This window comes from Labrenzia sp. VG12 (assembly GCF_002237595.1).
Taxonomy (GTDB): domain Bacteria; phylum Pseudomonadota; class Alphaproteobacteria; order Rhizobiales; family Stappiaceae; genus Roseibium.
The window spans coordinates 847,039-866,881 of sequence record NZ_CP022529.1 but is presented as its reverse complement, the minus strand read 5'-3'; the positions used below and the strand labels follow the sequence as shown (position 1 = coordinate 866,881).

21 protein-coding genes are annotated in these 19,843 nt (G+C 58.8%); 11 read left to right on the top strand and 10 right to left on the bottom strand.

Going from position 1 to position 19,843, the window contains the following annotated elements:
- Positions 1–19 precede the first annotated feature (19 nt).
- Positions 20–1,015, bottom strand: a complete 996-nt coding sequence (locus tag CHH27_RS03985; RefSeq protein WP_094070431.1) for an MBL fold metallo-hydrolase — start codon at positions 1,013–1,015, stop codon at positions 20–22.
- 183 nt (positions 1,016–1,198) lie between these two features.
- Here CHH27_RS03985 and CHH27_RS03980 point away from each other — a divergent pair, with 183 nt between their 5' ends.
- The gene (locus CHH27_RS03980; RefSeq protein ID WP_094070430.1) at positions 1,199–2,104 is read left to right on the top strand and encodes a LysR family transcriptional regulator; all 906 of its coding nucleotides are present in this window, start codon (positions 1,199–1,201) and stop codon (positions 2,102–2,104) included.
- Between the two features lie 62 nt (positions 2,105–2,166).
- Here the strand turns inward: CHH27_RS03980 and CHH27_RS03975 are convergent, their stop codons facing one another.
- On the bottom strand, positions 2,167–2,814 hold the full coding sequence (locus tag CHH27_RS03975) for a glutathione S-transferase family protein (RefSeq protein ID WP_094070429.1): 648 nt from the start codon (positions 2,812–2,814) through the stop codon (positions 2,167–2,169).
- A 188-nt stretch (positions 2,815–3,002) separates the two neighbouring features.
- Between CHH27_RS03975 and CHH27_RS03970 the strand changes: the two genes are divergently transcribed.
- The 5 genes from CHH27_RS03970 to CHH27_RS03950 all read left to right on the top strand — a co-directional run bounded on the left by CHH27_RS03970 (position 3,003) and on the right by CHH27_RS03950 (position 7,302).
- Positions 3,003–3,410, top strand: a complete 408-nt coding sequence (locus CHH27_RS03970) for a hypothetical protein (protein WP_157738674.1) — start codon at positions 3,003–3,005, stop codon at positions 3,408–3,410.
- Between the two features lie 227 nt (positions 3,411–3,637).
- A complete protein-coding gene (locus CHH27_RS03965; RefSeq protein ID WP_094070427.1) occupies positions 3,638–4,414 on the top strand; it encodes an ABC transporter substrate-binding protein in 777 nt (258 codons plus the stop codon).
- Between the two features lie 128 nt (positions 4,415–4,542).
- The gene (locus tag CHH27_RS03960; RefSeq protein WP_094074506.1) at positions 4,543–5,256 is read left to right on the top strand and encodes an ABC transporter permease; all 714 of its coding nucleotides are present in this window, start codon (positions 4,543–4,545) and stop codon (positions 5,254–5,256) included.
- Entirely contained in the window at positions 5,253–6,080 is an 828-nt protein-coding gene (locus CHH27_RS03955) for an ABC transporter permease (protein WP_094070426.1), read from the top strand. Before CHH27_RS03960 ends, CHH27_RS03955 begins: the two co-directional genes overlap by 4 nt.
- A gap of 55 nt (positions 6,081–6,135) precedes the next feature.
- Complete coding sequence (locus CHH27_RS03950) at positions 6,136–7,302, top strand: PLP-dependent aspartate aminotransferase family protein (protein ID WP_094070425.1); 1,167 nt, start codon at positions 6,136–6,138, stop codon at positions 7,300–7,302.
- A 33-nt stretch (positions 7,303–7,335) separates the two neighbouring features.
- Here CHH27_RS03950 and CHH27_RS03945 read toward each other — a convergent pair whose 3' ends face one another.
- Positions 7,336–8,223: a LysR substrate-binding domain-containing protein gene (locus CHH27_RS03945; RefSeq protein ID WP_094070424.1), complete on the bottom strand. Its 888-nt coding sequence runs from the start codon at positions 8,221–8,223 to the stop codon at positions 7,336–7,338.
- Between the two features lie 100 nt (positions 8,224–8,323).
- On the opposite strand from CHH27_RS03945, the gene CHH27_RS27535 reads away from it, so the two are divergent.
- The 3 genes from CHH27_RS27535 (at position 8,324) to CHH27_RS03935 (ending at position 10,198) form a co-directional block, all read left to right on the top strand.
- Positions 8,324–8,476: a hypothetical protein gene (locus CHH27_RS27535; protein WP_157738673.1), complete on the top strand. Its 153-nt coding sequence runs from the start codon at positions 8,324–8,326 to the stop codon at positions 8,474–8,476.
- Positions 8,477–8,599: 123 nt separating this feature from the next.
- The gene (locus CHH27_RS03940) at positions 8,600–9,478 is read left to right on the top strand and encodes an NAD(P)-dependent oxidoreductase (protein ID WP_094070423.1); all 879 of its coding nucleotides are present in this window, start codon (positions 8,600–8,602) and stop codon (positions 9,476–9,478) included.
- A 15-nt stretch (positions 9,479–9,493) separates the two neighbouring features.
- On the top strand, positions 9,494–10,198 hold the full coding sequence (locus tag CHH27_RS03935) for a DNA alkylation repair protein (RefSeq protein WP_094070422.1): 705 nt from the start codon (positions 9,494–9,496) through the stop codon (positions 10,196–10,198).
- Positions 10,199–10,207: 9 nt separating this feature from the next.
- On the opposite strand, the gene CHH27_RS03930 is transcribed toward CHH27_RS03935, so the two are convergent.
- The 5 genes from CHH27_RS03930 to CHH27_RS03910 form a co-directional block, all read right to left on the bottom strand.
- Positions 10,208–10,708: a DUF302 domain-containing protein gene (locus CHH27_RS03930; RefSeq protein ID WP_094074505.1), complete on the bottom strand. Its 501-nt coding sequence runs from the start codon at positions 10,706–10,708 to the stop codon at positions 10,208–10,210.
- 95 nt (positions 10,709–10,803) lie between these two features.
- Positions 10,804–12,801 (bottom strand): bifunctional diguanylate cyclase/phosphodiesterase, encoded by a 1,998-nt coding sequence (locus CHH27_RS03925; protein ID WP_094070421.1) that lies wholly within the window; start codon positions 12,799–12,801, stop codon positions 10,804–10,806.
- Positions 12,802–12,983: 182 nt separating this feature from the next.
- Complete coding sequence (locus CHH27_RS03920; RefSeq protein ID WP_094070420.1) at positions 12,984–14,057, bottom strand: hybrid-cluster NAD(P)-dependent oxidoreductase; 1,074 nt, start codon at positions 14,055–14,057, stop codon at positions 12,984–12,986.
- A gap of 4 nt (positions 14,058–14,061) precedes the next feature.
- Positions 14,062–15,297 carry an aromatic ring-hydroxylating dioxygenase subunit alpha gene (locus CHH27_RS03915; RefSeq protein ID WP_094070419.1) on the bottom strand — a complete coding sequence of 412 codons (1,236 nt, stop codon included), beginning with the start codon at positions 15,295–15,297 and terminating at the stop codon, positions 14,062–14,064.
- Between the two features lie 148 nt (positions 15,298–15,445).
- The gene (locus CHH27_RS03910; RefSeq protein ID WP_094070418.1) at positions 15,446–17,482 is read right to left on the bottom strand and encodes an NADH:flavin oxidoreductase; all 2,037 of its coding nucleotides are present in this window, start codon (positions 17,480–17,482) and stop codon (positions 15,446–15,448) included.
- 168 nt (positions 17,483–17,650) lie between these two features.
- On the opposite strand from CHH27_RS03910, the gene CHH27_RS03905 reads away from it, so the two are divergent.
- A complete protein-coding gene (locus tag CHH27_RS03905; protein ID WP_094070417.1) occupies positions 17,651–18,301 on the top strand; it encodes a TetR/AcrR family transcriptional regulator in 651 nt (216 codons plus the stop codon).
- Positions 18,183–18,455, top strand: coding sequence for a VOC family protein (locus CHH27_RS03900; RefSeq protein WP_247646188.1), 273 nt, complete (start codon positions 18,183–18,185; stop codon positions 18,453–18,455). Before CHH27_RS03905 ends, CHH27_RS03900 begins: the two co-directional genes overlap by 119 nt.
- A gap of 21 nt (positions 18,456–18,476) precedes the next feature.
- On the opposite strand, the gene CHH27_RS03895 is transcribed toward CHH27_RS03900, so the two are convergent.
- Together CHH27_RS03895 and CHH27_RS03890 are read right to left on the bottom strand one after the other, a co-directional pair.
- Positions 18,477–18,965 (bottom strand): Lrp/AsnC family transcriptional regulator, encoded by a 489-nt coding sequence (locus tag CHH27_RS03895; RefSeq protein WP_208988887.1) that lies wholly within the window; start codon positions 18,963–18,965, stop codon positions 18,477–18,479.
- 116 nt (positions 18,966–19,081) lie between these two features.
- On the bottom strand, positions 19,082–19,756 hold the full coding sequence (locus CHH27_RS03890; protein WP_094070415.1) for a uracil-DNA glycosylase family protein: 675 nt from the start codon (positions 19,754–19,756) through the stop codon (positions 19,082–19,084).
- Between the last annotated feature and the right edge of the window lie 87 nt (positions 19,757–19,843).

Here is a 19,843-nt window from a genome sequence, read left to right as displayed (position 1 = left end):
CCGGGTCAGTCCGTAAATCCTAGTAGGCGTAGGGCCAGTTGGCCGCAACGAAGCGATAGCCATCGCCTTCCTTGACAACGCGTCCCATGCCCGGGAACGGAATATGGGCACCGGCAAAAAACAGCTTGTCGCCAGCGGCCTGGTCCAGGAACGCCTTGCGCGTTTCAACGGCCTTTGGGCTGTCGATGTCAAAGCCGATGCCCCAGTCCGGACGGTCGAACTGATAGGCGGTCATGTGAATGATGTCACCTGCAATTGCCAGGGTTTCCCCATTGCTGTCGAAGAGATAACCGGTGTGACCCGGCGTATGTCCGGGCAGCGCCATGGACCGGATGCCCGGGAGGACCTCCTGGTCACCTGAGATCAGCGTCTGGTTGCCCTTATAGGCCTCTGCGGCCTTGCGCGCGCCCAGGAAAAACGGCTTGAACTGTTCCGGCGCGCCGTTCATGGCCGCGTCGTCATACCAGAACGCGTTGTCGACTTCCGGAAGGATCAGCTCCGCATTGGCAAAGACCCGCTTGCCCTCGCCATCGACGACACCGAAAAGATGATCCGGGTGCATGTGGGTGATCAGGATGGCATCAACCTGATCGGCGGAAACACCCGCCGCTTCCAGAGCGGACGGCAAACGTCCCATGGTCGGGCCAAGTGCGTCTGAGGTGCCCGCATCCACCAGCACCAGACGATCGCCCGTGTTGACCAGATAGGCGTTGACCGGAATGCGCAGCGCATTGCCTTCGATCAGGGACTTGTCGCGCAGGCGCTGGCCTTCAGCCTCGTCATAGCCGACGACGACTTCAGGCGTCACGTCCAGATACCCGTCCAGCAGTGCCGTGACTTCAAAGTCACCGACCTTGTACCGCAGGGCGCCGGCCATCGGAGCGCCTGCCTTGGGAGCCGCCGCCTGGGCGGAGGATGCGATCAGCGACACACTGCCGGCTGCGGCAACCGCCCCTGCCCCGGCCGCCAGGCCAAAGAGGGATCGTCTGGAGAGTGAAAGATTTGGTTCGGTCATGAAAAGCCTCCCGGCTCAGTCAGAATAGACACTAAAGAAGGACCCGGACCGGCGAGCTCCGGTGGGCTGCCTCTAAAGTGTTTCATTCGAAAAAATTTTGAAGTGCGAGCTTCCTTATAAAACTCATTAGGTTCACTTATATATCAAGCACACAGGTCACAAATCTTGCAACCCAGGTGTGTCATGGACAAGCTCAGCGCCCTTTCCAGTTTTGTTCAATCGGTGAACCTGGGCAGTTTCTCAGCCGCCGCCAAACATCTGGGCGTGTCGCAACCGGCGGTCAGCCAGCAGATCCGCAGCCTCGAGGATGAACTTGGCACAAGGCTGCTCAACCGGACGACGCGGCAGTTGCAGCTGACCGAAGCCGGTGAGCGGTATCTTACCTATGCGCGAGATGTGCTGGAGCGGCTTGCGGAAGCCGACCGTTCGGTCCAGAGCGAGGAAGCGCAGATGACGGGGCCTCTGTCCGTCGGCCTGCCGCTGGGATTTGCCGAAACCGTGCTGTCCGACTTTCTGGTCGGTTTCAAGAAGAGCCATCCGCATATTCTTTTGGATATCTCCCTGTCGGACCAGTTTGTCGACGTCATTCAGGAAAGGCTCGACGTTGCCATTCGCATGGGAGAAATCAGGGACGACCGGCTGATCGTACGCCGGCTGGGTCATGCCAGCAGGTGCCTGGTGGCGTCACCGGACTATCTGGACAGAATGGGCCGCCCGCAACACCCGGCCGAATTGCCGGATCACGACTACCTTCTTTACAAGAACATCACCACGGGGGATCGCGTCCCGTTCCTGAGCACGATTGGGGAGAAACTTTCCATCCGGATCAACCCGACGATGATCGTCAACAATTCCGCGACCCTGCGCCGCGCCGCGCTGGCAGGGCTCGGCATCAGCCTGTCAAACCGCTGGCTGATCGATCCTTATCTGCAGTCGGGCGAGCTTGAGCTTGTGTTACCGGACTGGAAATATCCGGACCACCCGGTTCATGCGGTCTACCCGTCGAACCGATTCATCCCCCTGAAGGTTCGCCGTTTCGTCGACAGCCTGCATGCTTTCTTCGAAACGGAAGGGGCTTTTGTCTGCTGATGTGGACCTGGTGTTCTGCTGCATCCGAAGACAATCGTCTCCGGATGCCGCTTTGAACGCCCTCAGATTTCGTCGACGGCCACCGTCCAGGGCTCCTTGACCGCTTCTTCCTGCCACGCCTGCCAGGCTGACGTGCCTGTCATTACAGCGCTGTAAGCTGCAACGACCGGCGCGTCCGACAGCTGATATGTCGCAAACCGGCTGACAACAGGTGCATACATGGCGTCGGCAATCGTGAAGTCACCAAACAGGAAGGGTCCGCCGGAGCGGCCCAGGCACTCCTGCCAGATGTCAACGATCCGGGCGACATCCGCCTTGACCGCCGCGTTGACTTGAAGCGTTTCTGAAGGCCGGCGCATGTTCATCGGGCAGGCGCCCCGCAGGTCGGGAAACCCGGAATGCATTTCCGCCGAAATCGCGCGCGCCCGGGCCCGGTCAGATTGCTCCTTCGGCCAGAAGCCTGCCTCCGGAAAAAGCTCGGCTACATATTCCAGGATTGCAAGACTGTCCCAAACGGTCAGGTCGCCATCCTTGAGAACCGGCACCTTCCGGCTTGGTGAAAAGGCCTGGAATTTCGGATTGCCATTGTCAAAGTCGAACGGCACCAGGGTTTCACGAAACGGAACCTCTTTATGTGTCAACGCGATCCACGGCCGGAACGACCAGGAGGAATAGTTCTTGTTGCCGATAAAGAGTTCAAGATCTGCCATGTTGGGTCCCTTTGCTGTCGACCGGCAAACATGAACCGCATTGCCGGGCAACTCTTACCTACGTCCCAGATCGACCGGCTACAAATTGAAGGAATTCATGGGAATGATCAGGATTTTGAATGAACGGCAACTGGCGCAAGTTTTGCTTGCAAGACATAATCTTTCACCAAAGCCATTTCGAGCCCTCCATGACAACCATCTCAACGCCGACGTTTCCACCGACCGGGCCACAAACAGCCACCGCTCAGCCCCAGTCGCCGGAAAAGTCCTTCCTCGAATTTCGCAACATCCTTGCAGAGCAGTACCAGGCCTGGCGGGAACTGCCCGAAGACGAGCGTATTCGGCATCAGTATCTTGAAAAGCATGGTCTTTCGGAGATTGACCTCGACAATCTGCCGGCTCAGGATCGGGCAGACCACGAGGAAAAGATCGCCAGTCTGAACAAGGTGCCGGTTTTCGCAAAGTCCCCTTATGCGGGCACCAAGGCAGGTGATGCACTGACGCGGGCGGTGGTTACGCTGCAGTCGGTGCTCGAGACCCCGGGCCCGGAAGCAGAGGTTGCAAGCGAGCGGACGGCCCCGACCGGACGTAACTGACCCGTTGCCCGGCTCCGGACGCAGCCTTTGCAACAGGCAGGTGTGTCCGGTCCCGCGGCTTCTTCCCCAACGACACCCTTCAAAATCTGAAAATAAGCATCCTTCGCCCTGTGTTTTTTTCGCGGCCCTGCTTGAAATTTAAAGCGAAGTGTATGGAATAGGGCCCTCGGGCAAGAAGGCGGGAAGAACCCGCCTGCGCTGCGAAGATAATATATGGGGAACTTAATATGCGTGTTTTGCGTATGGCTGCGGCCGCTGTTGCAGTTCTGGCTGCTGTGGGTGGCGCTGAGGCGAAAGACTGGTCAAAGGTGCGCATCGGCACCGAAGGCGCTTACCCTCCGTTCAACTCCCTGACCGCTGACGGTCAGCTGGTCGGCTTCGACATCGACATTGCCAATGCTCTTTGCGAAGAGATGAAGGTCGAGTGCGAATTCGTCACCCAGGACTGGGACGGCATGATCCCGGCTCTGCAGGCCGGCAAGTTCGATGCCGTGATCGCGTCCATGTCGATCACCGAAGAGCGCCTGCAGAAGGTCGACTTCACCAACAAGTACTACAACACCCCGCCGGCAATTGCCGTGCCGAAGGATTCCAAGATCGCCGGTACATCCGATGCGGATCTGAAAGGTGTTGCGCTTGGAGCCCAGTCTTCCACGACCCACTCCAACTATGCCGAAGAAAAACTGCCGTCGGCTGACCTGAAGCTCTACCCGACCCCGGACGAGTACAAGCTCGACGTTGCCAGCGGCCGTGTTGACGCCGTGATCGACGACGTTGTCGTTCTGTCCGACTGGCTGGCCACCGACGACGGTGCCTGCTGCAAGCTGCTCGGCACGCTGACCCCGGATCCGGTCATCAACGGTGAAGGCGCCGGCATCGCGATCCGCAAGGACGATGGTGAACTGAAAGAGAAGTTCAACAAGGCCATCGAAGCCATCCTGGCGAACGGCAAGTACAAGGAAATCAACGACAAGTACTTCACGTTCGACGTTTACGGCGGCTAATCGCCAGCCTACGATGACACGGAATGCGGCATGCTCTGCGTGCCGCATTCGCCTGCAGGGAAAAATCCCGCAGTACGGCCGGAGGGGCGGCCGGACCAACAACAACAAACAGAAAGAAGCGCCGGCTTATGGAAGAAGCTCTGACGCTACTCTCCTTCGGGGAACAGGGCTGGGGCGACACGATCGCACTTGGGGTCCTGGTTACGGTTTCACTGGCGATCGCCACCTTGCCATTCGGACTTGTTCTCGGGTTCCTGATTGCGCTGGCAAAAAACTCAAGCGAACCCAGTCTCAAGCTCGCCGCCAACATCTACACGACAATCTTTCGTGGCTTGCCGGAACTGCTGACGCTGTTCCTTGTCTATTTCGGTGTCCAGATCGGTATCCAGCAGGGACTGAAACTGCTGGGCTTCGACACCTATATCGAAGTGAATTCCTTCGTCGCCGGCATGGTGGCGCTGGCGCTGGTTTTTTCGTCCTACGCGTCGGAAGCCTTCCTGTCCGCGTTCCGCGGCATTCCGCAGGGCCAGTATGAAGGCGGCCACGCGCTTGGCCTGTCGCGTTACCAGACCATGACCCTGATCATCCTGCCGCAGCTGATCAGGCTCGCCCTGCCCGCGCTCGGCAATCTCTGGCTGATCCTGCTGAAAGAAACCTCGCTTGTCTCCGTGATCGGCCTGGCTGACCTCGTGCGCGAAGCCGGTATCGCGGCCCGCGTGACCAAGGAACCGTTCCTGTTCTTCGGTGTCGCCTGCCTGATCTATCTGGTCCTGGCAATGATTTCGTCGACCGGCCTCGCCCGGATTGAAAAATGGTCCAAACGGGGAGAAGCCGCGCGATGACTGCCGCCAACCCCGCCACGGGCATGGCCCGCCCGCCTGCACCGCCGCGACGCTGGTCGAACACCAGGATCCTCGGCCATGTACTGATGGCCCTCTGGATCATCTCCGGCGTGTCGCTGGTCTTCTACCTCGGCTCCAACATCGCCAGTCCGTTTGTCGACAAGTACTGGTTCAACTACGTCAAGGGGTTCATCGTCACGCTGCAGATCGTCGGCGTGTCCCTCTTGATCGGCGCCCTGCTCAGTATTCCGATTGCCGTTGCACGCGCGTCCAGCTGGAAGATCTTCTCCGCACCGGCTTATGGCTATGTCTATTTTTTCCGGGGCACCCCGCTGCTCGCACAGACCTTCCTGATCTATTACGGCGCGGGAACCTTCAGGCCCGAACTGGAAGCTGTCGGACTTTGGGCCTTCTTCCGGGAAGCCTGGTATTGCGTCGTCTTTGCCTTCTCGCTGAACACGGCGGCCTATCAGGCGGAAATCCTGCGCGGAGCAATCCTGAACGTGCCGAAGGGGCAATGGGAGGGCGCCGCAGCGCTCGGCATCAGCAAACCGGTCGCCTTCTTCAAGATCATTCTGCCCCAGGCCCTGATGGTGGCGCTGCGACCGTATGGCAACGAGATCATCCTGATGATCAAAGGCTCGGCCATTGCGTCCATCGTGACCATCTACGACCTCATGGGCGAGACGCGCCGCGCCTACTCGCGGTCCTACGACTTCCAGGCCTATATCTGGGCGGCCGTTGCCTATCTCATGATTGTCGAAACCCTGCGCCGCGTCTGGGACAAGATCGAAGCACGCCTCACCCGCCATCTGAAACGGTGATCCCTCACCGTTTCATTTCTGTCCTGAATTGTGTCCCTTAACCGGATATTTCCTCATGTCCAGCGAATTGCCCAAAGCCTCCGGCCTCCATCCTGACAGTCTGCTGGCCCATGGTGGCGGTGGCCATGATGCAGCAACCGGCGCCGTTGTGCCACCGATCCCGACTGCGACGACCTTTGTGCGCGACGAGGACTATGAACCGGTCAGTCCGGGTCACATCTACAGCCGCGACGACAACGCGCTCTACAGGAGGACCGAGAACCTGATCGCTTCCCTGGAAGCTGGCGAGGACAGCCGCCTCTTTGCGTCCGGCATGGCGGCCGTTGCAGCCGTTGCCCGGCTGGTCCGGCCAGGCGGGACACTCCTGGTTCAATCGGGCATCTACTGGGGCACAACCCTGTTTCTGCGCAAGCTCTGCGCCCGCAACAACGTTGCCCTGATCGAAGCCGACGCCACGGATCTCCAGGCGTTTCTCGACGAGATTTCCGTCACGAAGCCCGCTCTTGTCTGGCTGGAGGTGCCGAGCAATCCGTTTTTGCAAGTGGCAGACATCCAGAAGATTTCTGCCCGGTGCAAACAGGCCGGCGCCGTCCTTTGCGTTGACGCAACGGCGGCGACACCCCTGATTATCAAGCCGCTTGCACTCGGCGCCGATCTGGTGATGCATTCCGCCACCAAGGCCCTCAACGGCCACTCAGACCTTCTCGGCGGTGTCGTTTCCACCGGAGATGCCGCAAGCGAGGCCTGGCAGGCAATCATCGAAGAGCGCAAACTCGCCGGCGCCGTACTCGGCTCCTTCGAGACCTGGCTTCTGCTGCGGGGTTTGAGAACACTGGCCCTTCGTGTGGAACGCATGAATACCAACGCCCAGGCCGTCGCGGACTTCCTGGACGCGCATCCGAAAGTCGAGACCGTGCTCTATCCAGGCATCGCCAGCCATCCGCAGCACGCCCTTGCCAGATCCCAGATGCAAGGCGGATTTGGATCCTTGATGTCCGTTCAGATCAAGGGTGGAAGGGATGCCGCTCTGAAGGTTGCCGGTGCGCTGGACCTGTTTCAGCGGGCAACCTCGCTTGGCGGCACCGAGAGCCTTGTCGAGCATCGCTACACCATTGAAGGCGAAGGCTCCGGCATCCCGGAAAACCTGTTGCGGCTGTCCATCGGTATTGAGCACTCGGCTGACTTGATCGGCGATCTCGACCAGGCGCTTGCCGGGATCTGAACGCACCCCTAGCAGGAATCCAGGCTCCAGACCCTAGTCGGTGTCTTCCGGCCGCATGAACCGCATCCAGTTCAAGAAGGCTTTCAGCGGCGGCCGCTTGATGCCCGGTCGGGTCACCAGGTGATAGCCCGTCCCCGGGTTGACGCCTTCTTCGAACAGCACCTGCATGCTGCCGGCAGCAACATCTGCCTCGATGAAGGTCTTTGCGGTTGCAGAGATGCCCTCACCGCGCCGCACACCTTCCAGCACCATGTATCCCGGCAAATGGGTGATGCTGAGCTTGCCCTTCGGAACCACGCCCTGCCGCTCCATCCAGATGGCCAGTTCATTGGTGCCGTATTCCTGAAGCCAGGGGAACTGAAGCAGGTCTTCCGGCTTTTCGATATTCCGGTCCCCGATCAGGCAGCTGGCGCCGACAACCGCAAAATTTGTCGCCAGAAAGAGCTCGGAATCGAAACCGGGCCAGTCACCGCTGCCAAAGCGGATGGCGAGATCCACGCCGCCGGGCCGGAGCTCGACCACCTGCGCCGTCGGATTGAGCATCAGCTCGATTTCCGGATGCTTGAGGCGGAAATCGTTGATCCGCGGCATCAGCCAGCTGATCGCAAAGGACGGCGTCATGGTGATGTTCAGCGGCCGGGCGACATCTTCCTGCAGGAGTTCGTCGACCGTGTCGCGAATGATGTCGAAGCCGCTGCTTAACCCGTCAAACAGGCGGTCGCCTTCCGGAGTAAGGGCAACACCTCTGCCCTCGCGCACGACCAGCTGAAACCCGAGAAAGGTCTCCAGACCTCGTATCTGCTGACTGACGGCAGCATGCGTGACGTTCAGTTCGCGGCCGGCCGCTGAGAAGCTCCTGGTTTCCGCAACCACGGCAAAGGCTCTCAGTGCGTTCAGAGACGGAAGTGCACGCCAGTCCATATGTAACTTCACCTTACATTTTGAAAATCTTCTTAACTGGCACTTTTCTTACTAAATCGCCATCTTCAGGCTACACCAACCGGCAAGAGGATGTAAGCCAATGTTTGATATCTATGCCCGCAGCTTTCTTGAAGCAAGCCGTTTCACACCCAACACACGCCCGGGTCCGCAGACGCAGGAGCGGCTTGAGGTGACTGACCGGAAACGCCAGCGGCATTTCTGGTTGTGGCAACGGCGTCCCTATTGGGCCTGATGGTTTGACGGAGATCTTTCCTGAGCTGACAGGCTGATGGAAATGCCCTAAAACCATGACCACTACATTTTACGAAAGGCCCGGTTCAAGACCGGGCCTTTGTCTGAGCAAGGGAGCCTCGTCATGGCAAAGGTTGCGTTCATCGGTCTGGGTGTCATGGGATACCCGATGGCGGGGTACTTGAAGACCAAGGGCGGTCACGACGTCACCGTCTATAACCGGACCACCGCCAAGGCCGAAAAATGGGCCAAGGAATATGGCGGCAGCTTCGCCACAACGCCGAAGGAAGCCGCCGAAGGCTGCGATTTCGTTTTTGCCTGCGTCGGCAATGACGACGATCTGCGCTCCGTCACGACGGGCACGGACGGTGCCTTTCACGGACTGAAGGAAGGCGCCATCTTCGTCGACAACACCACCGCTTCGGCAGAAGTTGCCCGCGAGCTTCATGCGGCCGCCAGGGACAAGGGCTGCGGCTTCATCGATGCTCCGGTTTCCGGTGGCCAGGCCGGTGCGGAAAACGGCGTTCTGACCGTCATGTGCGGCGGCGACCAGGATGTTTTCGACAAGGCCAAGCCGGTCATTGAGTGTTTCGCCAAGTTTGTCGGCCTGATGGGCGAAAGTGGCGCCGGCCAGCTGACCAAGATGGTCAACCAGATCTGCATTGCCGGCCTGGTCCAGGGCCTTTCGGAAGCCATTCACTTTGCCAAGAAGGCAGACCTCGACGTGGAGAAGGTCATCTCGGCCATTCGCGGTGGCGCCGCCCAGTCCTGGCAGATGGAAAACCGCTGGGAAACCATGAATGCCGGCAAGTTCGACTATGGTTTTGCCGTCGACTGGATGCGCAAAGATCTCGACATCTGCCTGCAGACCGCACGCGACACAGGTGCCCGGCTGCCGGTGACTGCGCTGGTCGACCAGTTCTACGCCGAAGTTCAGGCCATGGGCGGCAATCGCTGGGATACGTCCAGCCTGATCGCCCGGCTAGAGAATGCGGACAAGTAAAGCCCCGTCGCACCAATGACTTCTGCCCAGGATTGGACAGTTCACAGTGTGCTTGCCGAGTTGCGTGCAGCCGGCTCGGAAGAGAACCGGGCCGGCATGGCCCGGTTCGGTATCGACAGTTCGCGGGCCTTCGGCGTGCCGCTGTCGGTTCTACGTCCCCTCGCCCGCAAGATCGGCCGATCACCGGACCTCGTGCCATCGCTTTGGCAAAGCGGCTGGCATGAGGCGCGTCTGCTCGCCATTCTCCTGACGCCGCCCAAAGCCCTGACACCGGACCTGGCGCTGTCATGGCTGGAGGAGATCCAGTCCTGGGATCTGTGCGACCAGCTGACAAACGTACTCGCCCGGCGCGAGGGATCGGACGAACTGGTCATCATGCTGGCGGCCGATGAGCGGGAATTCGTCCGCCGGGCAGCCTTCGCCCTGATCGCGTGGCGCGCGGTCCACGCCAAGAATGCACCGGATGCCGAGTTTACGGCCTATCTGGAGCTGATCGAGCGCTATGCAGTCGATGACCGAAATTTCGTCTGGAAAGCGGTAAACTGGTCCCTGCGCCAGATCGGCAAACGATCGCTGACGCTGCACGAACCTGCCCTCGCTCTGGCCGAACGCCTTGGCGCTTCCGACGACAAGACAGCACGGAAAGTCGGCCGCACGGCCGCGAAAGAGCTGTCCTCCGAGAAGGTGCTGCTCCGCCTCAACGAACGAGCCGTTGGCTGAGACCTTGCCCTATTGGCCGGCAGCTTCCCGTGCGAGGCTATCAAGCAGCGCGTTGACGCTGGCGATTGCCGCTTTTGAGGCGTCGGACCCCGTTTCTGCAAGGTTCCGGTAGCCGACGGTGACCGTTCCGGGTTTGTCGGGCTGCTCGAACACAAAGACCGAATAGGGACAATAGGCGATGTTGATCGCATCGGCCTCCATCGCCTTGCGCGACAGGTCAGCGGAACAGAACAGCATCGACTGTGCCTGCATGTAGATCTGCTTCCCGCCGCCGACATCCTTCGCTGTCCGGTTCAGCATGTCACCGATGTGGGAAACGTAGTCGATGACGAGCCCGCGATTGACAATGGCGTTTTCCAGATCGAAGCGCACATCCTCAAATTCCGCCTCGACCTGATAGGCCGTCACGCCCTCCGGAATGGATTGCGCCGATGTAGTCGCGCTCGTTGCAATGAAAAGTGCGGTTCCCATAAAGAAAGGTGCAAACCACTTCATAGACAATTTCAACATATGCTGACCTCCCATGCTCTGCTCTACACTACCCGGTCCAGCCACAACCTCCCTTGACACATATCAATTTTTGAATGTGTCTGGCAGGACGTCGGTCAACCCGCATTCGCGTCCGAAAGAGGGCCCTTAAAGGGCCGGTTAAAGTGGAATTCCGGCTTCCCGAAGTAGTAGCCCTGCAAGTGGTCAACACCAAGTTTGGCGAGCGCCCGCGCCTGCTCCAGCGTTTCAACGCCTTCTGCCACCGTTTTCAGACCACTTTTCTTCGCAATCACCAAACTTCCTTCAATGATTGCGAGTCCACCGGAAGACATTTGCTGAACAAAAGACCTATCAATTTTAAGAGCAGTCACCGGGTATTGATGCAGGCGCTCAAGCGATGAATAACCTGTACCGAAGTCATCAATATGAACCTCAACTCCTAGCTGCCTACATGCGCGCAGCACGCTTTGCACGAGATTGTCGTCAGCCGCATCAAAGGCGGTTTCCGTCACTTCAAGAATGAGTTGTTCGGCGGAAATGCCGTGTTTTGTCAACGTTGACTCGACGATTTGCGGCCATCTGTTGTCCACCAGCTGTGTCGCGGAAACATTAATCGCAAGCTTGACACCGGTCTTACCGAATTCGGATGCAGCAAGTTCTTCCAATCCACGGTCGAGAACGTATTTCCCGATTGGTATGATTTCTCCAAGATCTTCCGCAATTGGAATAAATTCATCCGGCCTGACGTCACCCAAAAACGGTGACTTCCATCGAAGAAGTGCTTCATAAGCTACAAGCTGGTGAGTTTCGGCACTCACGACCGGTTGATACGCGACCTTCAATTCCTCTTTTGAAAGTGCACTCCTCAAGCTCTGAGAAATCAGAAGCTGACGCTCGAACCGCTTGCCCAGGTCGTCGGAGAACACGCGTGTCGCCCCTCGTCGCTGACGTTTCACTTCGCCAAGCGCAAGATCGGCCGATCGAATTGCTTCATACAAACTGGACTGGTCCATCGCCGAAATTGAAACACCAGCACTGAAACCTACGCGCAATTCATGTGACATAGCGCGAATTGGCGCCTCGACAGCACCGCGCAAAGTATCTGCCAGCGCCCGCCCCTCTTCCAGCGCATTTGACCCATCTACCGGATACAAGATCAGAAACTCATCCCCACCCCAGCGACAGACAGCTGCACCAGAGGGAGAGTTTTCCCGAAGCCTTGCGGCTACCGTTCGCAGCACCTCATCGCCAACGGCGTGACCAAGGCCATCATTCATTTCCTTGAATCTGTCCAGATCAATGAAGAGCACCACGGTCTTCTTGTTCGAGCCTCCGTGTTCGGCAAGAGTCGCCAAGTAGTTCGACGCGCCGGTTCGGTTCAAGATGCCAGTTAACAGGTCGTGTTCAGCGAGGAAGAGAAGATCTTCCGTCCTTTCCTTGACCCGTCGCTCGAGACCCTCGTTTAGACTTTTCAACTCTGCCTGTTCACGAGATAGCGCAGAAGCGAGCTTGCCGTTGGCCAGGCGCAATTGTTCGCTCTTAAGAAGCGTTTGATGATTGGCCTTGTGGAAAACGACGTTAAGCAGAAAGAAGAGCAATCCGACCACGGCGAGCGTGACTTCCGGCATCGGTCGAGCCAGGAACGCGGCAACTATTGGCCCAACCATCAAAAGAAAGTAAAACTTTGCAGGCCAGTTGAGAGGCGCCAACGTTCCTGTCGCACCAGTCGACATGGAGAACACGACCAAGACCAGCACAAATGCGCTTTCCATGGGCATCGTCGCGATGGTGTGCATTGATAGCACGGCCCACATGATGCCTGCGCACTGTAACCCGGTGACGTTCTGCCATCGCCAACGGCTCGCCAGTTCAAGGTTCAGAGCGCTGGTTGAGCCATTTTCTCCGTTTCGTAAATGCGCGATGATCCGCAATGCTGATAGTGCAAACAAGGCAATGACCCAGTACAGCAGGAAACCTTGATCCCCGCCTTGCAACCATAAATAGCCGCAGGTGCCTATTCCCGCTGTAAAACTAACCGCAATCGCAGAAAGATCCGCCTTGAACGCCAGCTCGAGCAGACGCTGTGCCAGCACCCTTTCGTTGCCTTGTTCCAAACTCCCCCCTTCGTCAACCGACCTTCAATGCAAGACCGGAACACGATTACTGTCGACGTCAATCAGACTGGAACCGACAGTAGACAGGAAAGAATTTTAAAATACTGCAAAATCCCGCAATTTTAACCTAAAGTATCATTCTTTTATACTTATGCGGTTACGCTTTGGGGATACGTTCTTCCTCAGACTTCCACTTCCACGGTGCCGATCGGATTGGAACAGCACGCTAGGATGTACCCGGCCTCGACATCTTCCTCACTGATACCGCCGGAATGGACCATGTGAACCTCGCCGGAGACCTTCTTGACCTTGCAGGTGCCGCAGACACCGAATGTGCAGCCGGAGGGGATGTTGAGGCCCGCATCCTTGGCGACTGCCAGGACCGTGTCGGTTTCCGAGCACCAGGCCGAGACCTGCGAATTGGAAAAAACGATCTGGGCCTGAACATCGTCCTGCGGCACGACATCGTCGAATTCGGTGAGCTCTTCCTTGGTTTCGGCCGGTGCCTGGAAGCTCTCCTGGTGGTAACGATCCATGTCGTAGCCAAGGGCATTCAGGATCTCGCGCACCGAGTCCATGAAGCCTTCCGGGCCACAGCAAAAGACATCCCGCTCCAGATAGTCATTGCACATCAGGCCGAGCATCAGCTGGTTGAAATGACCCCGGTAGCCGGTCCAGACTTCGTAAGGATCGCTCTTTGACACGACAAAATGGAGCTGCAGGCCGGTCACGCGGCTGGCCATATACTCCAGCTTCTGGCGGAAAATCAGCTCAACCGGCCGATTGGCGCATTGAATGAAGCAGATGTCCGGGTCTTCACCGCGCTCAAACAGGGTCTGCGCCATCGACATCATCGGCGTGACGCCGGATCCAGCGGAGATGAACAGGTACTTGCCATCGGGACTGGGCGGCAGATGAAACAGGCCGGCCGGCCCATAGGCCTTGATCCGCATGCCCGGCTTCAAGTGGTCCAACATCCAGCGCGTGCCGATGCTGTCGGCATGGGCCTTCACGGTCACCGAGACATAGGCGTTGGATACAGGTGAAGACGACAGCGTGTAGGTCCGCTGCACGTTGCCGCCGGGAACCGGCAGGTCCAGGGTTATGAACTGCCCGGCCTTGTAGACAAAGGTCGCGCCGGAGGGCGGGCGGAAGGAGAATGTTTTCACATCCGGTGCTTCCGGCACCACCATCACGCATTCCAGGACTTCGCTGTCGGTCCAGACGGGCGTGTCGCGCCCGGGCATCGGGATCATGGGCCTACTCCGCTGCCACGCGGAACCGGCCCATCAGGCCGTTTTCCAGGGTTTGAGCGTACCAGTCGATGAACTGGATGACACCGCTTTCCTGCAGCGGAGAATAGGGCCCGGGCTCATAGGCCGGCGACTTGATGCCGATCTGGTTTTCCTCGACGATCTGCCGGTCCTCGTCATTGGTGTGGATCCAGACTTCGGTCAGACGCTCCAGGTCATAATCGACGCCTTCTTCTGCATCCTTGTGCACCAGCCAGGTGGTCGTGACTTCCGTTTCCATCGGTCCGATCGGAAGCACGCGGAAGGTCAGCACGGAATCGGACAGGAAATGGTTCCAGGTGTTCGGATAGTGGAAGAACAGGCAGGAGCCGGCATTGTCGAACGGCACCGAGCCGATGCGCTTGGAAACGGCCGCCTTGCCGTCCATCGTGTAACTGACCGCATCACCCAGGAACGGAATGCGCACGAAGCGCCAGCGCTCGTCGGGGGAGATCACGTATTTTGCCGGAAACCCAGCATTTTCGCAGCGTTCGACATGCGCCAGCCCCGCATTGGAGCTGGTGGAATCATCCCCGCCCACCAGATTTGGGTCATCCGGGAAGGTGCGGCACAGGGAGGGGTGTGAACCGGAGCAGTGATAACATTCGCGGTTGTTTTCCAGCACCAGCTTCCAGTTGCCCTCTTCGATGATCGACGACTGGTGGGCAACCTTCAGATTGGAAAGATCATGCGGTCCAAGATACCGCTTGGCCTGCCTGACGAGCTCGGTGGTATCAGGCGCAACGGCGGCCAGGCAAATGAAGACCATGCCGGAAACGTCGACGCAATGCACCGTCTTCAGCCCATGGTCATCGGGCTTGAAATCCGGCCCCATCTCGCGCGCCCAGAGCAGCTTGCCGTCCAGCTCGTAGGTCCACTGGTGATAGGGACAGACCAGTTTCGGCGCGGAGCCCTTGGAGGCCGCACAAATCCGGCTGCCACGATGGCGGCAGGAATTGTGGAAGGCCCGGATGACGCCGTCTGAACCGCGCACAACAATGACCGAATAGTCACCGATCTGCAGCGTCACATAGTTGCCAGCCTTCGGCAGCTCTGCTGACGGAAGCGCAAAGATCCAGTCTTTCTGCCAGATGTTCCTCAGGTCGGCCTGATAGACATCGGCATCGGTGTAGAAGGCCTGCGGCAGGGAATAACCTGCGCGGCGGCCCATCAAGAGAGAGAGAATTTCTGCATCGCTGAGCATGGTGACACGTCCTTTCCGGCCGAGTCATCCGGCCGATCCCAGAGCGAGAAATTAGGCGCACACCCGGCCCGGGCCGTAGCGCAAAAGCGGCATCCGGTTATCCATGTAAGACGCGCCGAAAATTTCCGCAGGCGTGGTGAATGTTTCGTCAGATATCCTTGACCAGACGTAAGGCGTCATAGATGGCTGCATGGGTGTTGCGGGCCGACACCGCATCGCCGATCCGAAACAGCGCAAAGCGCCCTTCCGGATTGGCCTCCATGGGCTGCGCCCGTCCGAATATCAGCGCTTCCTGATTGACGGCGCCCAGATTTTTGGACAGCGGCTTCAGGTCGAAATAAAGCTCATCCATCGGGATGGTGCCGTGGTTGACCACGATCTGATCAAACTCCCGTTCCTGCGTATGGCTGGAATAGTCCGTGCCGATCACCCCGGTGATCATGTTGCCCGACCGCTTGGCCGCCTTCAGCCGGTAGGTCACCGTGAAGCGCACATCCTCGTCCTGAAGGGCACGCATATAGGGCACCAGGTTCATGGCCATGACATCCGGCGCAAAGGACCGGTCCGGGGTCATGATCTCGACATGGGCGCCGGACCTGGCAATGATCTCGGCCGCCTGCAAGGCGGCATGATCGCCGGCATCGTCATAGACAAGCACTCGCCTGCCCGGTTTCACATCGCCGGCAATGATATCCCACGACGACACGACAAGGTCATTGCCTTCCGACAGGACGTCCGTGTGGGGCAGACCACCTGTGGCAATAATAACTGAATCCGGGTTTTCGGACGTAACATCAGTTGCTTCTGCAAATGTATTGAAGCGAAACTTCACATCTTTTGCCACACATTGGTCCATGCGCCATTCAATGATCGAAATCATCTCCCGACGGCGTTCGGACTGGGCGGTCAGACGGATCTGACCACCAGCGTCGGGAGCGGCTTCGAACACAGTCACGTCGTGACCGCGCTCGGCCGCCACGCGGGCCGCCTCCATGCCTGCCGGTCCGGCACCGACAATCACGACCTTCTTCCGGCTCTCCGCAGGCGGGATCTCATGTGGCATCGTGAGTTCCCGTCCGGTGGCCGCATTGTGAATGCACAGCGCATCGCCGGCCTGATAGATGCGGTCCAGACAATAGGTGGCGCCGACGCAAGGTCGAATATCGTCTTCCCGCCTTTCTGCAATCTTCTTTACCAGCAAGGGGTCGGCCATGTGTGCACGGGTCATGCCGACCATATCGAGCAGGCCTTCGGCGATCGCGTGCCGGGCGGTCGCCACATCGGGGATCTTGGCAGCGTGGAAGGTCGGCAGGCCAATCTCTTTCTTGATCTGGCCGGCGAAGTCGAGATGGGGCGCGTTGCGCATGCCCTGGACCGGAATGACATCGGTCAGACCCGGATCCGTATCGATATGACCGCGGATGACATTCAGGAAATCGATCTTGCCGGTGTCCCTGAGGCACCGGGCGATGTCCAGACCCTCGTCTGCCGTGATGCCCCCTTCCATGTCCTCGTCGGCCGTGAACCGGATCCCGAGAATAAAGTCATCCCCGACCCGCTCACGAACCGCATCGATCACGTCCAGCGAAAAGCGCATGCGGTTCTCCAGGGAGCCTCCATAAGGTCCGTCGAGCGTGTTGGTGGCCGGTGACCAGAACTGGTCCATCAGGTGGCCATAGGCCTGCAGCTCGATGCCGTCCATGCCGCCTTCCTTCATGCGCTCCGCGGCATCGGCATAGTCCTGGATGATCCGGGCAATGTCCCAGTCTTCGACCTGCTTCGGAAAGGCCCTGTGGGCAGCTTCACGCTCATGGCTCGACGAGACAGCCGGCAGCCAGTCCCCCTTGTTCCAGTGCGTGCGGCGGCCAAGATGTGTCAGCTGGATCATGACGGCGCAGCCATGCTCATGACAGGCATCCGTCAGCTTCCGGACCCAGGGCACCACCTCGTCCTTGTAGGCAAGGATGTTGTTGAAGACCGGCGGCGAATTGCGGGACACGGCTGCGGACCCGGCTGTCATGGTCATGGCGACACCGGCTTTGGCCCGCACTTCATGATAGGCCCGGTACCGGTCCTTGGGCATGCCGTCTTCCGGATAGGCCGGTTCGTGCGACGTGATCATGATCCGGTTTTTCAATGTCAGGTGCTTCAGCTGATAGGGCTGCAACAGCGGATCCTTGGACATCAGTTTCCCTCTTCGAACCTCTTCCGGCAACTCGGAACTCCTCATTTGGTCCAGAGTGAGCCAGTCCATTTGCTTTGAAAAGACGCAAAAACGACATTCATGTCGCTTTTGGTGACATAGGTGTCAATTTTGGTTGCTGTGGCGGAAATTCGCTGCTATCGGAGATTTATGACCGAGCCCTTGATCGAAAAAACATCCGGCTGGCGGGGCACCCGCGAGATCTGGATCGAAGCGGCCTACCAGGCGCTTCTGGAAAACGGCATTGATGGAGTGAAGGTGATGCCGCTTGCGCAGCGGCTCGGCCTGTCGCGCACCAGCTTCTACGGCCACTTTTCAGATCGCGACGATCTGCTGAACGCCCTGATCACCCTGTGGCAGTCCAAGAACACCGGCAATCTGGTGAGGCGCACCGAAGACTACGCGGAGACGATCACCGAAGCGATCCTGAATCTCTTCGATCTCTGGCTCATGCCGGACCTGTTCGATTCAAAACTGGAGTTTGCCGTGCGCAACTGGGCGCATACCGACGCATCGCTGGCGGTCCTTCTGGACGAGGCCGACCGGGTACGCGCTGGCGCGCTGCAGGCCATGTTCGAGCGATTTGGGTATGACGCGGCCTATGCCCGCGTGCGCGCCGACACGATCTATCTCACGCAGATCGGCTATATCTCGATGATCAAGGATGGCCCGAGCGAACCTCTTGGCCCACGGCTTCAGCGCATGCCCTATTTTGTCGAGATCTTTTGCGGCAAGGCCGTGTCCGAGGCCGAAACCGCCCGATTTTTTGCCCGGCATCCTCTTGCTGACAAGGGCAATTGACGACGCCGACCAGGCCTTTGCCAGGGCCAAGGCGGCGGGCGCCACAATCCTGCAGGAACCGGAAGATCGGGACTATGGCAGCCGGGAGTTCATCTGCCAGGACCCCGAGGGCAACCTGTGGTGCCTCGGCACCTATTGGCCGAAAGTGGCCTGAGCCGCCACGCCGGAGCGGGGCTCAGCCCTTCTCCGGCTTCGGCTTTTCCGCGGCGACATAACCAAGGGGCAGCGCCGTGGTGTTCTTGATCTGCTCCATGGCAAAGGTTGTCGAGACGTCGGAGATGTCGATCTTGGCGATCAGCTTCTTGTAAAAGGCGTCGTAGGCCTCAATGTCCGGCACGGCGACCCGAAGCAGATAGTCGACCTGCCCGGCCATCCTGTAGAACTCGACCACTTCTGGAAACTCCCGGATCACGTCGGCGAATTTCTTGAGCCAGTCCTCGGAATGCTGACTTGTCGTGATCGCGACAAAGGCCGTCACCTTGGCGTTGACCTTGGTGGGATCCAGCAACGCAACACGGCCCGTGATCACGCCGTCTTCTTCCATTTTCTGAATGCGCCTCCAGCAAGGTGTCGTCGACAGTCCGACCCGGCGGCCGATTTCGGCAACGGGAACGGTGCAGTCTTCCTGCAGGATTGACAGAATACGGCGGTCGATGCGGTCGATCATGAAAGGATCCGGTTTTGTCGACTGATTGCCCTCGCGGCCGCATTGGCCGCATTGGGAAATCATTTTAACTGAACGGAAAAAGGCGTAACTGAATTTCAAGTGGAAAGTCAAATTCAGCCATTTTGAGAATTTTTTTCGATCTCGGGCGAATTGCTCTCGCTCCCCGTCAATCGTTTCACTTCCCGGCGCAACACCGGCACCAGGTCCGTCTCGAACCAGGGATTTTTCTTCAGCCAGGCATTGTTGCGCCAGGAGGGATGTGGCAGCGGCAAAACCCGCCTGCCGCCTTCAATGACATCCTCACCGAAGTAGTTCCGCCAGTCGGTCACTGTCGCCGTCAGGGATTTGTGCCGTCTGTCGCCGAGGTGATAGGCCTGCGCATATTGGCCGACGATCAGGATCAGCTCGATTTGCGGCATCTCGGCGAACAGCCGGTCGTGCCAGGCCTTGCGACACTCACGACGCGGTGGCAGATCCCCTCCCTTGGCGTCGAGCCCGGGAAAGCAGAACCCCATGGGGACGATCGCGAGTTGGTCCGGGTCGTAAAAGGTCTCCTCGCCTATTCCCATCCAGTCGCGCAAGCGGTCACCGCTCGGATCGGTGAACGGTCTGCCGCTCTTGTGAACGCGTGTCCCCGGCGCCTGGCCGCAAATGCAAAGCCTTGCCGTCGAGGAGACCTGGAGGACGGGTCTCGGTGAATGCGGCAGAGGTGCGGCCTCGGGCTGGTCGGCGCAGATCCGGCAGGCGCGAATCTCCTTCGCAAGCTGCTGAAGGTCATTCGATTTCATCTTATCCGGCAATTGGTTGCATCCCGACACATCCCGTTAAGACTCCCCTAACCACGATCTTGAGGACGATCTTAAGGAATGGTGAGT

Coding starts and splice junctions, on each gene's coding strand:
- CHH27_RS03985 (WP_094070431.1), bottom strand. CDS start 1,015: ATGACCGAACCAAATCTTTCACTCTCCAGACGATCCCTCTTTGGCCTG.
- CHH27_RS03980 (WP_094070430.1), top strand. CDS start 1,199: ATGGACAAGCTCAGCGCCCTTTCCAGTTTTGTTCAATCGGTGAACCTG.
- CHH27_RS03975 (WP_094070429.1), bottom strand. CDS start 2,814: ATGGCAGATCTTGAACTCTTTATCGGCAACAAGAACTATTCCTCCTGG.
- CHH27_RS03970 (WP_157738674.1), top strand. CDS start 3,003: ATGACAACCATCTCAACGCCGACGTTTCCACCGACCGGGCCACAAACA.
- CHH27_RS03965 (WP_094070427.1), top strand. CDS start 3,638: ATGCGTGTTTTGCGTATGGCTGCGGCCGCTGTTGCAGTTCTGGCTGCT.
- CHH27_RS03960 (WP_094074506.1), top strand. CDS start 4,543: ATGGAAGAAGCTCTGACGCTACTCTCCTTCGGGGAACAGGGCTGGGGC.
- CHH27_RS03955 (WP_094070426.1), top strand. CDS start 5,253: ATGACTGCCGCCAACCCCGCCACGGGCATGGCCCGCCCGCCTGCACCG.
- CHH27_RS03950 (WP_094070425.1), top strand. CDS start 6,136: ATGTCCAGCGAATTGCCCAAAGCCTCCGGCCTCCATCCTGACAGTCTG.
- CHH27_RS03945 (WP_094070424.1), bottom strand. CDS start 8,223: ATGGACTGGCGTGCACTTCCGTCTCTGAACGCACTGAGAGCCTTTGCC.
- CHH27_RS27535 (WP_157738673.1), top strand. CDS start 8,324: ATGTTTGATATCTATGCCCGCAGCTTTCTTGAAGCAAGCCGTTTCACA.
- CHH27_RS03940 (WP_094070423.1), top strand. CDS start 8,600: ATGGCAAAGGTTGCGTTCATCGGTCTGGGTGTCATGGGATACCCGATG.
- CHH27_RS03935 (WP_094070422.1), top strand. CDS start 9,494: ATGACTTCTGCCCAGGATTGGACAGTTCACAGTGTGCTTGCCGAGTTG.
- CHH27_RS03930 (WP_094074505.1), bottom strand. CDS start 10,708: ATGTTGAAATTGTCTATGAAGTGGTTTGCACCTTTCTTTATGGGAACC.
- CHH27_RS03920 (WP_094070420.1), bottom strand. CDS start 14,057: ATGATCCCGATGCCCGGGCGCGACACGCCCGTCTGGACCGACAGCGAA.
- CHH27_RS03915 (WP_094070419.1), bottom strand. CDS start 15,297: ATGCTCAGCGATGCAGAAATTCTCTCTCTCTTGATGGGCCGCCGCGCA.
- CHH27_RS03910 (WP_094070418.1), bottom strand. CDS start 17,482: ATGTCCAAGGATCCGCTGTTGCAGCCCTATCAGCTGAAGCACCTGACA.
- CHH27_RS03905 (WP_094070417.1), top strand. CDS start 17,651: ATGACCGAGCCCTTGATCGAAAAAACATCCGGCTGGCGGGGCACCCGC.
- CHH27_RS03890 (WP_094070415.1), bottom strand. CDS start 19,756: ATGAAATCGAATGACCTTCAGCAGCTTGCGAAGGAGATTCGCGCCTGC.